The following is a 15079-nucleotide window of genomic DNA, read 5'->3' on the forward strand; positions in this document are numbered from 1 at the left end:
ACTGGCGCCGCTACCGCTTTCCTCCTTCCCCGAGGACTTCATCGCAGACCGCCAGCCACGCGCGCGCCGCGTGCGACAGGTAGCGTCCCGGCGACCAGATGTGCGCCATGGTCCAGTCCATCGCCGGTTCAGTCAGGCGCGCCATGGCGAGCGTGTCCTGGCCCTGCAGCCGCTCGGCGAGCGGCTGCGGCAGGAAGGTGGTGCCAAGTCCTGCCGCCGCCATCGACGCCAGGAAATCCCAGTGGCCGCTGCGCGCCACGATGCGCGGCTCGATGCGCGCTTCCACAAAGGCCTGTTTGAGCTTGCGCGTCAGCGAAAAGTCGTCGGTCAGCATCACCAGCGGCTCGTCGCGCAGCGCGCCCAGCGTGACCGTGCGCCCGCGCGCCCACTTCGCCTTGCGCGGCCCGACCGCCCAGATCGGGTGCCGGCCGAACTGCCTTGTCTCCAGCGCGAGGCCGCTGTCTCCGGGCAGCACCGTGGCGCCGACCTCCAGTTCGCCGCTGGCGACCAGTTGCTCGACCACCTGCCCGCCGTGCTCGTCCAGCGTCAGCTGCAGGTTGGGATAGCGCTGCCGGAACGCGCTGACCGCCGGCGAAAAAAACAGGTTGACCATCGGCGGGATGCCGACCGTCAGCTGTCCGCGGCCCAGCGATGACAGGTCGGCCACCTCCAGCGTCAGCCGGTGGACCACGCCGAGCGCTTCCTGCCCGCGTTCGTAGACCACGCGCCCCACGTCGGTCAGGCGCACGCTCTTGCCTTCGCGGATCAGCAGCGGCTGCCCGACCTCGTCCTCGAGCTGCTTCACCATCTTGCTGATGGTCGACTGGGTGACGAACAGCGAACCCGCCGCCTGCGTGAAGCTGTGCAGGCGCGCGGTCTCGACGAAATAGCGCAGCGCGCGGATATCGATAGGCATGTGGATCTGAGGCTGGACCGTGGCGGCACCGCATCCATGAACAAAGCGAATGGTGAAGCCAATATTAAATCATGAATGGAATGCCAAGGGTTTGGCTACACTTCGCTTCCACACATCGCCCCTGCCCGACTGCGCCGCCATGAAGCGTGGAGTGGCAGGCGGCGCTGCGCGCCCCCAAACTCCTTGTCTTCAAGACCCTGTTCCATGGCTAGCTGGCCGAATGCACGACAGTGGCTGTTCTCGCTGAAGGCATTCGCCGCCGCGATGCTGGCGCTCTATATCGCCCTGTCGCTGGGCCTGCCGCGTCCGTACTGGGCCATGGCCACGGTGTATTTCGTCTCGCATCCGCTGACCGGCGCGACCCGCTCCAAGGCAGCGTACCGCGTCGCCGGCACGGTGCTCGGCGCGACGGCCGCGGTCGCGACGGTGCCGCAGCTGGTCAACATGCCGATCGTGCTGATGGGGGCGATCGCACTGTGGATCACCGTGCTGGTGTACCTGTCGCTGCTGCAGCGCTCGCCGCGCAGCTATGTGTTCCTGCTGGCGGCGTACACGCTGCCGATCGTGGCACTGCCGGCGGTCAGCCAGCCGGCGGCGATCTTCGATATTGCCGTGGCGCGCCTCGAGGAGATCGTGATCGGTATTGCCTGCGCCGGGCTGGTCGGATCGATCGTATTCCCGGCCAAGGTAGCCCCCGCGCTGCGCCAGCGTGCGCAGAGCTGGCTTGCCGACGCCAGCGGCTGGGCCGCGGCGATCCTGCGCGGCAGCCCCGGCGCCGACGACGGCCGCCATCGGCTTGCCAGCGACATCCTGGCGCTGGACCAGCTGATCGCCCAGCTCGCCTATGACACCGAAGGCAGCCGCACGCTGCGCCATGCGCGCGCGCTGCGCCAGCGCATGACCATGCTGATGCCGTTGCTGTCGTCGCTGGAAAGCGTGCTGCAGGCGCTGCGCGGCCTGCCCGGCGGCCTGCCGGCGACGCTGCGGCAGGCACTGGATGCGACCGCCGCCTGGCTGGACAGCGGTGCCGCGCAGCCGGCTCCGCCGCTGCACAGCGACTGGCGCCTGTACGGCGCGGACGAAGACTGGCCGGCGCGGCTCGCCACGACCGCCGTCGACCAGTTGCAACGCCTGTGCGCGTTGTACGCGGAATGCCTGGCGCTGCAACGTGGCATCGGCGAACGCGGCCCCGAGGCGCTGTCCGCCGGCAGCCAGCCGGCACCAGATAGTACCGGCCGTCACCATGACCACGGCATGCTGCTGTTCGGCGCCGCGTCCAGCGGGCTGGCGGTGTTCTGTGCCGGATTGCTGTGGATTTTCTCGGGCTGGGAAGACGGCGCCGGCGCGGTGGCGGTGGCGTCGATCGCGTGCTGCTTCTTTGCCGCCATCGACGAACCGCGCCGCATGGCTGCACCCTTCCTGCGCTGGAGCCTGGTGTGCCTGCTGGTGGCCTCGGGCTACCTCTTCGTGGTGGTCCCGCACGCGCATACCTTCGAGGTGCTGGCGGCGATGCTGGCGCTGCCCTACCTCGGCATCGGCCTGCTGGTGGCGCGGCCGGGCTTCCAGCTGATCGCGATGCTGCTGTCGGTCAACACCGCCTCGTTCGCCAATGTGCAGGCAGTCTTCGACGCGGATTTCCTCGGCACCTTCAATGCCTGCCTGGCGAGTGCCGCCTCGATGCTGTTCGCACCGCTGTGGGCGATGGCGGTGCGCCCGTTCGGCGCGCGCGCGGCAGCGCACCGGCTGGTGCGCGCGAGCTGGCAGGACCTGGCGCGGGCGGCCACGCTGCGCGCGGCTGATGGCGACGCAGGGCTCGGCGCACGCATGCTCGACCGGCTCGGCCAGCTGGTGCCGCGCCTGGGGGTCGCTGGCGACCCGCTCTCTGCCGACGGCTTCCATGCGCTGCAGGTCGGCTATTGCGCGCTGGCGCTGCACAAGGCGCTGCCGAACCTCCCGCTTGCGGCACGCAAGCCGGTGCGCCGGGTGCTGGCGGCAGTCGCGCGGCATTACCGGTCACGGCTGCGCAGCGGCCATGCCGTGGCGGCGCCGGCGGCGCTGCAGCGCTGGGTCGCCGATGCCATCGCCGCGCTGCCGCGCCAGGACAGCGGTGCGCTGGGCGCGCTGGGCGCGCTGGTGGTGCTGCAGGTAACGCTGCAGCCCGCGTGCCCGCCGGCGCGCGCAGCCTGATCCCACTCATCGCTCTTGCCGCTCCCCGATGCTCAGTGAAATCGATCTCTATGGCGTGTTCGTGCCAGGCGTGCTGGTGCTGATGGTGCTGGCCTTCGCCGTCGCCACCGCGATCCGCATGGCGCTGGCGTCGCTGGGCTGCTACCGGCATATCTGGCACCGCTCGCTGTTCAACCTTTCCCTCTATGTGATCGTCCTGGGCGCCGTGGCGGCAGTCTTCGCCGCGGTGCCGGGACTGCCGTCATGAAACTCCGACTCCGCCCCCTGCTTCCCTTGCTGCCGACGCTGCTGGCCGTGCTGGCCGCCGTGCTGGTGCTGCGCCACCTGTGGGACTACTACACGGCCGCCCCGTGGACCCGCGACGGCCATGTGCGCGCCGATATCGTCCAGGTCGCGCCCGACGTTTCCGGGCTGGTCACGCGCGTGCTGGTGCGCGACAACCAGTACGTGCAGCGCGGCGAGGTGCTGTTCGAGATCGACCGCGACCGCTACGCGCTGGCGCTGCAGCAGTCGCTGGCCACCGCCGCCACGCTGCGCGCGACGCTGGCCCAGGCGCGGCGCGAAGCCACGCGCAACCGGGCGCTCGACGGGCTGGTGGCGGGCGAAGTCGCCGAACAGGGCCGCGCCCGCGTGGAGCAAGGCGAGGCCGCGCTGGCGCAGGCCGAGGCCACGGTGCGGCTGGCGCGGCTGAACCTTGAGCGCACCAGCGTGCGCAGCCCGGTGGCCGGCTACCTCAACGACCGCCTGCCGCGGCTGGGCGACTACGTCTCCACCGGCCGCCCGGTGCTGTCGATGGTCGACGCGGCGTCGTTCCATGTGGAAGGGTATTTCGAGGAAACCAAGCTGCACCGCATCCATATCGGCAGCCCGGTGGACGTCCATATCATGGGCGAGCCGCGGCACCTGCGCGGGCATGTGCAGAGCATCGCCGCCGGCATCGAGGACCGCGACCGCAGTGCCGGCTCGAACCTGCTGCCCAACGTCAACCCGACCTTCAACTGGGTGCGGCTGGCGCAGCGCGTGCCCGTGCGGATCGTGCTGGAAGACGTTCCGGCCGACGTCCGGCTGGTGTCGGGCCGCACCGCGACGGTGTCGGTGCGCGAACCCCGGCGCCAGGCGGCGGCGCGATCATGAGCGCGCGCCGTCGCTGGCTGGCGTGCGCGGCCGCGTGCCTGTGCGCCTGCACCACGGTAGGCCCGGACTACCGTGTGCCGGAGCACGCCGCAATCAAGGCGCCACAGGCCAACGGCGCGCTGCTGGGCGCCAATGCGCATGGCGTCGACATCGGCCCGGTCCCGGACGACTGGTGGCGCCTCTATGACGACGCGCGGCTCGACCAACTGGTGCGGCAGGCGCTGGCGGCCAACACCGACATCCGCGCCGCCTCGGCCAACCTGCGGCGCGCGGTGGCGCTGCTGCATGAAGTCGAGTCCGAGAACCTGCCGCAAGGCGGCGTCGACGCCAGCGTGGCGCGCGCGCAGCTGTCGGCCCAGAGCTTCCTGCAGACGGTCAAGCCGCCGGTGTTCAACCTGGGCGATTTCGGCTTCGGCGTGTCTTACATGGTCGATTTCTTCGGCAAGCTGGCGCGTGCCGACGAGGCCGCGCTCGCCAGCGCCGAAGCCAGCGAAGCCACCCTCGACCTGGTGCGCGTCAGCGTTGCCGCGCAGACCGTGCGCGCCTACGTGCAGGGTTGCGCCGCCACTCATGAACTGGCCGTGGCCACGCAGCAGCTTGCGGTGCAGGAGCGAACACTGGACGCTACCCGCCGGCTGGTCGCCGCCGGCCGCGCGCAGCCGCCCCACGTGGCACGCGAACGCGCCCGCACCGAAGCGCTGCGCGCCGCCTTGCCGGCCTTCGCGGCGGAGCGCGCCGCCGCACATCACCGCCTGGCGCTGCTGCTGGGCAAGGCGCCGTCGGCGCTGGCGCCGGACGAGGTCGAGTGCCATGCCGAGCCGGAACTGCACGCGCCGCTGCCAGTAGGCGACGGTGCCGCGCTGCTGCGGCGCCGTCCCGATATCCGCCAGGCCGAGCGCGAACTGGCCGCGGCGACCGCGCGCATCGGCGTCGCCAACGCGGACCTGTATCCGTCGATCCGCATCGGCGCCAGCGCCGGCCTGACCGGCGTGCTCAGCGACCTCGGCAGCGGCCCGACGGCGCGCTGGAGCCTGGGTCCGCTGCTGAGCTGGTCGCTGCCGACCAACGGCGTGCGCCACCGCATCCACGGCCATGAGGCGGCCGCCGACGCCGCGCTGGCCCGCTTCGACGGCACAGTGCTGCGCGCGCTGCAGGAAACGGAGACGGCGCTGTCCGCCTATATCCGCGCGCTGGAGCGGCGCGAGGCGCTGCATGCCGCGCGCGAGCAGGCCGGCGAAGCCGCGCGCCAGCAGGTGCGGCTGCAGCAGGCCGGGCGCATCCCCTTCCTCGACCGCCTCGACGCCGAGCTGGCGCTGGCCGATGCCGAGGCCGCGCTGGCCGCGGCCGAAGCACAGGTGTCATACCGCCAGGTGGACCTGTTCCTCGCGTTGGGCGGCGGCTGGCAGGCCGGCCGCAAAGCCTCGCCAGGACCGTCGGAAGGCGCTTCGCATAACGATGAAAAAAGCGACTGACTTTTGTCCTTTTAAATCATCACCGGAATGGATCGGCGTGACTACACTTCGTCCCGTGCCCCGCGCGTTGCGCGCCCGCACCGCCCACAAGGCGAAACGGACGGCGTGCGGGCAGGCAGATCCGCCCACCCCGCACGGACCGCAGCAAGCTGCGTAAACCGTGCCGTCCCCTTACCCAAGACACAGCAGACATGCATAACAACGATCTCAAAGCCCTCCTTGCCACGACACTCTCCATCGCCGCCCTCGGCGCCGGCATGCTCGCCTGCGGCCCGGCCGCAGCGCAAGGCCTGAGCGACCACGGCACCGACGAAGCCGCCCGCTACGGCTACAACCTGCAGCACAACGGCAAGCGCGATCCCTTCACCGAGGGTGCGCACGTCAACGGCAAGCGCGATCCGTTCACCGACGGCGCGCATGTCAACGGCAGGCGCGACCCGTTCACCGACGGCGCCAACCAGCCGGCCGCCGGCATGGACCTGGCGGGCATGGACCGCACCGGCGTCTCGGCGCCGCCGGCACACGCCGCCTGAAACTTGCTTCCGTCCGCCGCGGCGCTCGCCGTGGCGGCACTGCTGGCCGGAAGGACCTTTTCGGCCAGCCCCCCAAGCCTCCCACTCGCTTCGACGACATCCCCATGAAAGCCATCCTGATCGCCATGCTCGCCCTTGGCGCCCTTGCCGCATCCCTGCCCGCCAGCGCGGGCCCGGACTGGTCCGTGATCGAGCGCGCCCGCGCCGAAGCACGCGCCCGCCATGCGATTCCGTGCGCACAAAACGCCCACGCGGCGCCCGCATCGGCGGCCCCGGCTTCGCCGACTGCGGCACGCTGAACGCTACTGAGGCGCGCGCTCCGGTGCTAGATTGGAAAGGCGTGCTGGCGGCAAAAGCCAGCAGCGCCTGACAACGCACATAGCACACGACCCCACGACCCCACTTCAGCGAGGAGCCGCGCATGTCCCTCCCTCACCTAGCTTCCGGACAGATCGCCAGCGTGCTGCCCCTGGGCACGCGCCTGGACCAGACTGTCACCCAAGCCCTGTTCAAGGAAGGCCCGCTTGAAGTGATGCGGCTGGTGCTGAAGGCGGGCAAGCATGTGCCGCCCCATGCGGTGGACGGCCCGATGACGGTGCAGTGCCTGGAAGGCGAAGTCCGCCTGCGCGTGGACGGCGCCGAACGCGGACTGCGCCAGGGCGACCTGCTCTACGTCGGCCCGTGCGTGCGCTATGACCTGACCGCCGACACCGATGCATCGGTGCTGGTGACGATGGTGCTGCCGGCCGGCCGCTGACGGCCTGGGCCGGGTATCAGCCCTGGCCAGATGCCGTGACGGGCAGCACGTCGTCGAGGATCGCGAGCGCAGTGGCGTAGTCGTACGCTCCGATCGCGCCTTCCAGTTCGGCCAGCATGCCGGCAGGCACCACCGCGTCCAGTGCGGCGCGCTGCGCGGCGAGGGTCGATCCGGCTTCGCTGGCGCCTTCGCGCAGCTGCCGCCGCAGCCGGATCAGCGCCCGCGCAGCGGATCCGGCGGAAGGCTGGACCGTGGATGGCGGCGCAGGCGTTACATCCGGCAGGTGCAGGCGCAGTGCCGCCAGGAGATCCGACATCGCCGCTTGCAACGCGGCAGCCTGCAGCGCGACGCCGCCCTCATCACCGCCGCCGTCGCGCAGCGTGCTTTCCAACGCCGCGGCGGCGCGCGACACTGCCATCGCGCCCAGGTTGCCCGCCATGCCGGCCAGCTCGTGCACAAGCTGCGCGGCTTCGCCGGTATGGCCATGCGTGAGCTTCGTGAGCTGCGTGCCGGCATCGGCGTATCGGTCGCGCAGCCGCGCCAGCAGACCCCGGTAAGTCTCCGGCTGCCCGCCGGCGCGCTCGAGCGCATCCCCGATATCCAGCACACCCGTCGCGGCGAGCGCGCCAAGCCATGCCGGCCACTTCGGCGCCACGGCCGGCACCTCGCCGTCGCGGGTCAGCCAGCGATGCACGGTGGCAAAGAACACCGGCGGGCTGATCGGCTTGGCGATATGGTCGTCCATGCCGGCCGCCAGGCAGCGTTCGCGGTCCTCGGGCAAGGCGTTGGCAGTCATGGCGACCACCGGCAGCGCGGCAAGCCGCGCATCGGCGCGAATTCGCCGCGTGGCCTCGACGCCGTCCATCACCGGCATCTGCATGTCCATCAGCACCAGGTCATACGCATGCGTGGCCAGCCGCTCGAGTGCGGCCCGCCCGTTGCCGGCGGTGTCCGGCGTAATGCCGGCCTGCTGCAGCAGGTGTACCGCGACCTCGCGATTGATTTCGTTGTCCTCGACCAGCAGCACGCGCCGCTGCGGCAGCGACCAGCCCGGGCCGGGCGCCGCGCGCTCCGGCTCGGCCCGCGGCGGCATGCCGGGTTCGGCGGCGAGCACCCGCAGCGTGGCATCGAACAGCACCGACGGGCTGACCGGCTTGAGCAGCAGCGCGTCGAAGCCGCCCTGCTCGCCGGCGCGCAACCCCGCCTCGCTGCCGTTGGCCGTCACCATCAGCGGCCGCGGGCGCGGCCCGCGCAGCGCCAGCCTGGCCAGCCGGCGCGCGGTCTCGATGCCGTCCAGGCCGGGCATGCGCCAGTCGATAAAGGCGGCGTGGTAAGGATCGCCCTCGGCATCCGCGGCCTGGATCGCCGCCAGCGCCGCTTCGCCCGAGGCGGCCTGGTCGGCGCGGAAGCCGAAGCGGCGCAGCATCGCGGCGATGACCTGGCGCGCGTAGCCGTGGTCGTCGACCACCAGCAGGCGGCGTCCGGCCAGTTCTGGCCGCACCAGCAGCGCCGGGGCGCGCTGGCTGCCCGGCCGCAGCGACAGCTCGAACCAGAACGTGCTGCCCTCGCCAGGCGTGCTGTCCGCGCCCAGCGTGCCCCCCATCAGATGCACCAGCCGCTGGCTGATCGCCAGGCCCAGGCCGCTGCCGCCGTAACGGCGCGTGGTCGAGCTGTCGGCCTGCTCGAAGTTCCGGAACAACCGCCCGATCGCCGCGGGCGCGATGCCGACGCCGGTGTCGCGCACCGCGAAATGCAGCCGCACCTGCGGCGGGTTGCCGTCGCCGTTGCTGTCGCCGACGCCGGCACAGGGCGCCACGCGCACCACGCGCACCACGATCTCGCCGCGCTCGGTGAACTTGACCGCGTTGGTGGTGAAATTGATCAGCACCTGGCGGATGCGCAGCGGATCGCCGCGCAGCGCGTCGGGCACGTCGGGGGCGACCTCGACGATCAGCTCGAGCTGCTTTGCCGCGGCCCGCTCCGACACGAGGTCGCCAACGGTGCGCAGCACGCGCTCCAGCGAGAAGTCGATCTCTTCCACTTCCAGCTTGCCGGCCTCGATCTTGGACAGGTCGAGGATGTCGTTGAGGATGCCAAGCAGGTGCTGGCCCGAGCGCTCGATCTTCCCGACATAGTCGCGCTGCCTGGGATCGAGCTGCGTGCCCAGCGCCAGATGGGCCATGCCGATCACCGCGTTCATCGGCGTGCGGATCTCATGGCTCATGTTGGCCAGGAAGCTGGCCTTGGCCTGCGCCGCCGATTCCGCGGCGTGCTTGGCCTCGGCCAGCTCGGCGTTGGCGATGGCAAGTTCGCGGGTGCGCTCGGACACCTTGTGCTCCAGCGTCTGCGACAGCTCCTTCAGCTCGCGATGCGCCCGCACCTGGCTGGTGATGTCGATGCCGACCGAACCCACGCCGACCACTTCGTTGGTGGCCGGATTGCGCACCGGGAAGCGCATCACCTGCAGTTCGCGCGCGCCCTCCGCCGCCTGCATCGTGTAGATGTGTTCCTCCGCCTGCCCGCTCGCCATCACCCGCTCTTCGATATCCCAGCGCTCCTGCGTGCCATCGGGCATCGCCGGCAATTCGCGGTCGGTGCGGCCTAGCGCCGCGCGCTCGGGCTGTCCGATCAATGCCTGCGTGGCCGGGTTCAGCGCCAGGAAGGCGTGGTTGCGGTCCTTCAGGTGCATGATGGCGGGCGAATGGTCGAGCATGGCGCGCAGCCGCTCCTCGCTGTGCGCCAGGCGCAGCTGGCCGCGGCGCAGCGCCCACGCCGCCAGGCCGATCAGCAGGAGGATCGCCAGTGCCATGCCGATGACCACGGTGCGGGTCGACAAGTACGAATGGAAGGCCTCCTCCATGTCCTGCTCGACGATCAGCCCGCTCGCCAGCGCCGGCACCCACAGCCCGGCGCCGGCCACGCGCCGGCCGCGGTAGTCGCGGTAGCCGAAGGCAAGCTGCAGGGTCTGGTGCGACAGCACCTGCTGCGCCAGCCGGGTCAGCGGCGCTCCCGGCGGCAGGCGGTAGGTGCCGTTGCCGTCAGCCGCGGGAATCCGCGCCACGGTATGGAACATCGACGCCATGCCGGGCGCCAGCAGCCCCTGCGCGGCCAGTTCTTCATCGAAGCGCGCGGGGGACACCAGGCGGCCCTGGCCGTCGATCATGTACAGGTCGCCGCTGCGGCCATAGCGCGCCGCCATGACGATCTGCAGCATGACCACATGCGGGTCGATGCGCAGGCACAGGGTGCCGGCCGCGCGCCTGGCATCCTGTCCGGCAAGATCCGACAGCCGCGCGCATACCACCTGGAATGTCGGGACGCCGGCACGACCGCTGGCATTGGGGATCGGCTGCGGGCCGGGATACGGCGCGGACACCGCGGCGCCGTCGTGGCGCGCACGCTGCGCGGTGCGGGCGGACTCGGGCAACAGCAGCTGGCCGGTGCGGTCGGCCAGTTCGGAGGCCACGATGCGGTCGTCCGCGTTCACCAGCGCAAAGCCGATATAGCCGTGCGAACGCATCAGCGGCGCGATCCAGCGGGCAAATTCGGCAGCCTGCGCCGGGGTGGCGCCGCCATGGCTGGCCAGCAGCGGCAGCGCCAGCCGCACGGTGTGGTCCATTGCGGCGATCGACACGGCGCGGCGGCGCTGCTCGCCCGCCCAGACCTCCAGCAGCCGCGCGGTGGTGTTGACGGTGGCGCCCAGGCGCGCGCCCACGCTGGCCTGCTCGTTCTCGCGCACCACCGACGCTGCACCGAGCGCGAGCAGCCATACCGCCACCGCCAGCAGCGCGGCATAGGCGAGCAGCGGGCCGAACGGCCGCACGCCGGCGCGGCGGCGCAGTGCCATGCGCAGCGATGGCATGCCGGTCAGCCCTGCGCGGGGGCCGGCACCGGCTCGGCGCCGGACGGATCGGCATATTCCAGCGCGATCGCATGGAACTCGCCGGTGATCGCCAGGAAGGCGTCGATCACGCGCGGGTCGAAATGGCGGCCGCGGCCCTCGCCGATGATGCGCACCGCGTCATCGTGCGCAAACGCGGGCTTGTAGACGCGGCGCGAGATCAGCGCGTCATAGACATCGGCTACCGCCATCAGCCGCGCCGACAGCGGGATCGCTTCGCCGGCCAGGCCGTCGGGATAGCCGCTGCCGTCCCATTTCTCGTGGTGGTGATGCGCGATCTCGCGCGCGTAGCGCAGGAAGGAGCTGGTGGTGCCGCACTGCGCCTCGGCATCGGCAATGGCATCGCGGCCCAGCGTGGTATGGGTCTTCATGACCTCGAATTCTTCCGCGGTGAGCTTGCCGGGCTTGAGCAGGATGCGGTCGGGGATGCCGACCTTGCCGATATCGTGCAGCGGCGCGGACTTGAACATCAGGTCGATGGCCTTGTCGTCGAGCCTGCCGGCGAAATGCGGCTCGTGCTGCAGCTTGCGCGCCAGTGCGCGCACATAGTGCTGGGTGCGGCGGATATGGTTGCCGGTCTCGTTATCGCGGGTCTCGGCCAGCGCCGCCAGCGCGATGATGGTGGCGTCCTCGATCTGCTCGATCTCGCGCGTGCGGCGCTGCACCTCGGCCTCGAGCCAGGCCGAGCGGTCGCGCAGGAAATCGTGCGCCTGCTTGAGCGCCAGCTGGCTGGCAATGCGCGCGCGCGCCACCGGCGCGCTGACCGGCTTCATAATGTAGTCGACCGCGCCGACCTCGAAGCCGAGCGCCTCGTCATGGGCCTCGGCCCGTGCGGTCAGGAAGATCACCGGCACGCACGCGGTGCGCGCATCGGCCTTGAGCTGGCGGCATGCCTCGTAGCCGTCCATGCCAGGCATCGACACATCCATCAGGATCAGGTCGGGTGGCGCTTCGCGCGCCAGTTGCAGCGCGGTGGCCGCCCGGGTCGCCACCTTGACGCGGTATGGGTCCTGCAGCAGCGCGACCATGGCCGCAATGTTTTCGGGAACGTCGTCGACGACCAGGACTGTCGGCCGCCGGTCGGTGCTTAGGGCGCTCATCTGTCGAAATTGGCGGTTGAGACCGTCTTGTTTCGTGCGCGCCGGGCGCGCGGGCCGTTGCCGGGCTGGCCGCCCCGCACAGCCAGCAGGGCCATTGCGCGGAGGCGACTTCTGCACAAACGGCAGAAATGCTCCGGCTTGTCCCCTCCCAAAGCAGGGTTGAGCGCCCTGCGCTGGCAGAAAATTGCCGCAATATTAAGTATTAGCCACCCGAACTGATCAACTGATGCGCCGCATGGCCTCCCGGATCGGATCCGCCTCGGTCGGCCTTACCAGCCTGGCCACTTCCTGCCCGTCGCGCAGGAACACCAGAGTCGGCCACAGCTTGATGCGGAACGAGCGGCCGAGCGGGCGTCCGCTGCCGTCCTCGACCTTGATATGGCGCAGCGCGGGATGCACGGCGAACGCTTCGGCGAGCGCCGGTTGCGCGCGCTGGCAGTAGCCGCACCATGGAGCGCCGAATTCGAGCACGGTGCCGCCGTTCAGCGCATCCACTTCGGTACGGGGCGGCTCGGTGGCCGCGTAATGCTGGGTCATGGGCATGGTCGGGTCCTTGATTCGATGACGACGGTTTGCGGTCGGCACGCATGGTCGCATTGCTGCCGGATTCGTGCCAGATCCGCACCGCCCCGGCAAGGCCGGCAAGCGGTCGGCAAGGGCCAGGCCAAGCCCGCGCGCCGTGTAATTTCTACGCCGCCGGGCCGATTTGCCACCATTCCGGCAGCAGCCGGCGCACCTCCGGCGCGGCAAAGCGGTCGTCGATCAGGTAGACCACGCCTTCGTCCTGCTGCGTGCGGATCACCCTGCCCGCGGCCTGCACCACCTTGCGCAAGCCCGGATAGAGATAGGCATAGTCGTAGCCCTGGCCGAAGGCCGCCTGCATGCGCGCTCGGAACTGCTCGTTGACGGCGTTGAACTGCGGCAGCCCCAGCGTGGCGACGAAGGCGCCGATCAGGCGCTCGCCGGGCAGGTCCACGCCCTCGGCAAAGGCGCCGCCCAGCACCGCAAAGCCGATGCCTGCGCCACCCGCGACAAAGGCTGACAGGAAAGCGGCCTGCGCCGCTTCGTCCATGCCGCGCGACTGGACCCAGTGCGGAATGTCGGGATGCGCCTGCGTGAAGTTCGACACGGCCTGCTGCAGGTATTCGTGGCTGCTGAAGAACGCGAGGTAGTTGCCGCGGCGCGCGCGGAACTGGTCCGCCATCAGCGCGGCAATGGCCGGCAGCGACTGGCCGCGCCGCGCATAGCGGGTCGAAATCCGGCTGGCGATGCGTACCGACAGTTGTTCCGCGCTGAACGGCGACGGCACCGCCACGCGCGCGCAGTCGGCGGGCAAACCCAGCGTATCGAGGTAGTAGGCGGCCGGGTCCAGCGTGGCCGAGAACAGCGTGACGGAATGGGCCGCGGCAAAGCGCGGCCGCAGGAACGACGCAGGGATGACATTGCGCAGGCACAGGAGCGCATGGTTGCCGCGTCCGGCCTTTGCGGCGGCGGTTGGCCGCTGGATATCGAACAGCGAATTCGCATCGAGCTGCTCCGCCAGCCGGCCGAAATGCAAGGCATCGAAATAGAACCGCTGCAACGCCGGGTCGACCGACGCGGGCTGCTCGGTCATGTGCGCCAGCACTGCCGCGCAGCAATCATCGAGCGCGCGCAGCAGGGGCGCGGGCACTTCCGGCAAGACCTCATAGGCAACGTCGGCTTGCCGCGCCAGTGCGCCCCAGTGTCGCGCCAGCCGGGCCAGCGGCCTGGCCACCGCCGCGGGCGCGCCGCGCCGGGCGTCGCGCAGCGCCTGCGGATCCAGCTCGGCGGTGTACATGGCGCGGCCGCGCTCGACCAGGTTGTGCGCCTCGTCGACCAGCATGCCCGCGCGCCAGCCGTTGGCGACGGTCAGCGCGTACAGCAGCGCGCTGCGGTCGAAGTAATAGTTGTAGTCCGCCACCACCACATCGCTCCAGCGCACCAGTTCCTGGGCCAGGTAGTAGGGGCAGATGCCATGCGCCAGCGCCAGCGTGCGCACAGCGGCACGGTCGCGCACCGGCACCTCGCGGGCGGCTTCGCGCGCGGCGGGCAGGCGATCATAGAAGCCGCGCGCAAGTGGGCAGGATTCGCCGTGGCAGGCCAGTTCCGGATGCTCGCAGGCCTTGTCGCGCGCCACCAGTTCGATCACCCGCAGCGGCTGCGCGCCGTGGCTGCGCAGCGCCTGCGCCGCGTGCAAGGCGACGCCGCGGCCGGTGGAGCGCGCCGACAGGAAGAACGCCTTGTCGATAGCCTGCCCCGGCATCGCCTTGAGCAGCGGGAACAGCGTGCCGATCGACTTGCCGATGCCGGTCGGCGCCTGGGCCAGCAGGGTGCGCCCGGCGCGGTTGGCGTTGTAGACGGCCTGCGCCAGCTCGCGCTGGCCGGTGCGGAATGCCGGATACGGGAAGGCCAGCTGTGTCAGCGCAGCATCGCGGGCCTGCCGGTGTGCCAGTTCGGCTTGTGCCCATTGCAAAAAGCGTTCGCAGGTCTGGACGAAGAACGCATCGAGATCGTCCGCGCTGAAGTGCTGCACCACCGGGTGCTCGCGCTGCCCCACGATGTCGAAATAGACCACGGCCACGTCGATCCCGGGTAGCCCGAGCTTGCGGCACATCAGGCAGCCATAGATCTTTGCCTGCGCCCAGTGCAGGTGGCGGTGGTTGTCCGGCACGGCGGCCTCGCCGCGCACGGTCTTGATTTCTTCCAGGCGGTTGGCGTCCGGATCATAACCATCGGCCCGGCCGCGGACATGCAAGGGGCCGAAATCCGCGAACAGCGGCACTTCCGCCTGGTAGCCCGGTCCGCGCCTGCCGGTCACCAGCGCATGGCCGGCGACGCCCTCCTGCGCGGTTGGCGTCGGCACGAAGCGCAGGTCGAGGTCGCCCGCCTTGGCGGTGAAATCGCACAACGCGCGCACGGCGACGACGTAGGCAGGGGCCTGCTCTGGGGCTGGGACCGGAACGGGGGCGGCGGGTGTATCGACGGACACTGGGGTGGAACGGCTTGAGACTGTATGAATATACAGTATCAGGACCGATTCTCAGGCTCTGCGCGGCAA

Annotated in this window: 12 protein-coding genes; 7 read left to right on the forward strand and 5 right to left on the reverse strand. The window is 70.6% G+C overall.

The annotated features are described in order from the left end of the window. Positions 1–10: 10 nt before the first annotated feature. On the reverse strand, positions 11–916 hold the full coding sequence (locus tag ACAD63_RS27425) for a LysR family transcriptional regulator (RefSeq protein ID WP_135702620.1): 906 nt from the start codon (positions 914–916) through the stop codon (positions 11–13). A 204-nt stretch (positions 917–1120) separates the two neighbouring features. On the opposite strand from ACAD63_RS27425, the gene ACAD63_RS27430 reads away from it, so the two are divergent. The 7 genes from ACAD63_RS27430 (at position 1121) to ACAD63_RS27460 (ending at position 6999) form a co-directional block, all read left to right on the forward strand. Next, positions 1121–3103, forward strand: coding sequence for an FUSC family protein (locus tag ACAD63_RS27430; protein WP_434034045.1), 1983 nt, complete (start codon positions 1121–1123; stop codon positions 3101–3103). A gap of 28 nt (positions 3104–3131) precedes the next feature. Next, on the forward strand, positions 3132–3350 hold the full coding sequence (locus ACAD63_RS27435) for a DUF1656 domain-containing protein (protein WP_135702616.1): 219 nt from the start codon (positions 3132–3134) through the stop codon (positions 3348–3350). Then, positions 3347–4237, forward strand: a complete 891-nt coding sequence (locus tag ACAD63_RS27440) for an efflux RND transporter periplasmic adaptor subunit (RefSeq protein WP_434034046.1) — start codon at positions 3347–3349, stop codon at positions 4235–4237. The genes ACAD63_RS27435 and ACAD63_RS27440 overlap by 4 nt, the downstream gene beginning before the upstream one ends. Continuing rightward, on the forward strand, positions 4234–5709 hold the full coding sequence (locus ACAD63_RS27445; protein WP_434034047.1) for an efflux transporter outer membrane subunit: 1476 nt from the start codon (positions 4234–4236) through the stop codon (positions 5707–5709). The genes ACAD63_RS27440 and ACAD63_RS27445 overlap by 4 nt, the downstream gene beginning before the upstream one ends. Before the next feature lie 191 nt (positions 5710–5900). Next, positions 5901–6242, forward strand: a complete 342-nt coding sequence (locus ACAD63_RS27450) for a hypothetical protein (protein WP_135702610.1) — start codon at positions 5901–5903, stop codon at positions 6240–6242. A gap of 104 nt (positions 6243–6346) precedes the next feature. After that, a complete protein-coding gene (locus ACAD63_RS27455; RefSeq protein WP_135702608.1) occupies positions 6347–6541 on the forward strand; it encodes a hypothetical protein in 195 nt (64 codons plus the stop codon). A gap of 122 nt (positions 6542–6663) precedes the next feature. Beyond that, positions 6664–6999, forward strand: coding sequence for a cupin domain-containing protein (locus ACAD63_RS27460; RefSeq protein ID WP_133093184.1), 336 nt, complete (start codon positions 6664–6666; stop codon positions 6997–6999). A gap of 16 nt (positions 7000–7015) precedes the next feature. On the opposite strand, the gene ACAD63_RS27465 is transcribed toward ACAD63_RS27460, so the two are convergent. The 4 genes from ACAD63_RS27465 to ACAD63_RS27480 all read right to left on the reverse strand — a co-directional run bounded on the left by ACAD63_RS27465 (position 7016) and on the right by ACAD63_RS27480 (position 15010). Continuing rightward, positions 7016–10861, reverse strand: coding sequence for a response regulator (locus ACAD63_RS27465; protein WP_434034048.1), 3846 nt, complete (start codon positions 10859–10861; stop codon positions 7016–7018). A 5-nt stretch (positions 10862–10866) separates the two neighbouring features. Beyond that, a complete protein-coding gene (locus ACAD63_RS27470; protein WP_135702604.1) occupies positions 10867–12000 on the reverse strand; it encodes an HD-GYP domain-containing protein in 1134 nt (377 codons plus the stop codon). Between the two features lie 219 nt (positions 12001–12219). Next, positions 12220–12543: a thioredoxin family protein gene (locus ACAD63_RS27475; protein WP_133093187.1), complete on the reverse strand. Its 324-nt coding sequence runs from the start codon at positions 12541–12543 to the stop codon at positions 12220–12222. 145 nt (positions 12544–12688) lie between these two features. Then, a complete protein-coding gene (locus ACAD63_RS27480; RefSeq protein WP_434034049.1) occupies positions 12689–15010 on the reverse strand; it encodes an ATP-dependent DNA helicase in 2322 nt (773 codons plus the stop codon). Positions 15011–15079: the final 69 nt, after the last annotated feature.

Origin of the sequence: Cupriavidus sp. a3, assembly GCF_051015765.1 — a bacterium.
GTDB lineage: Bacteria > Pseudomonadota > Gammaproteobacteria > Burkholderiales > Burkholderiaceae > Cupriavidus > Cupriavidus oxalaticus_A.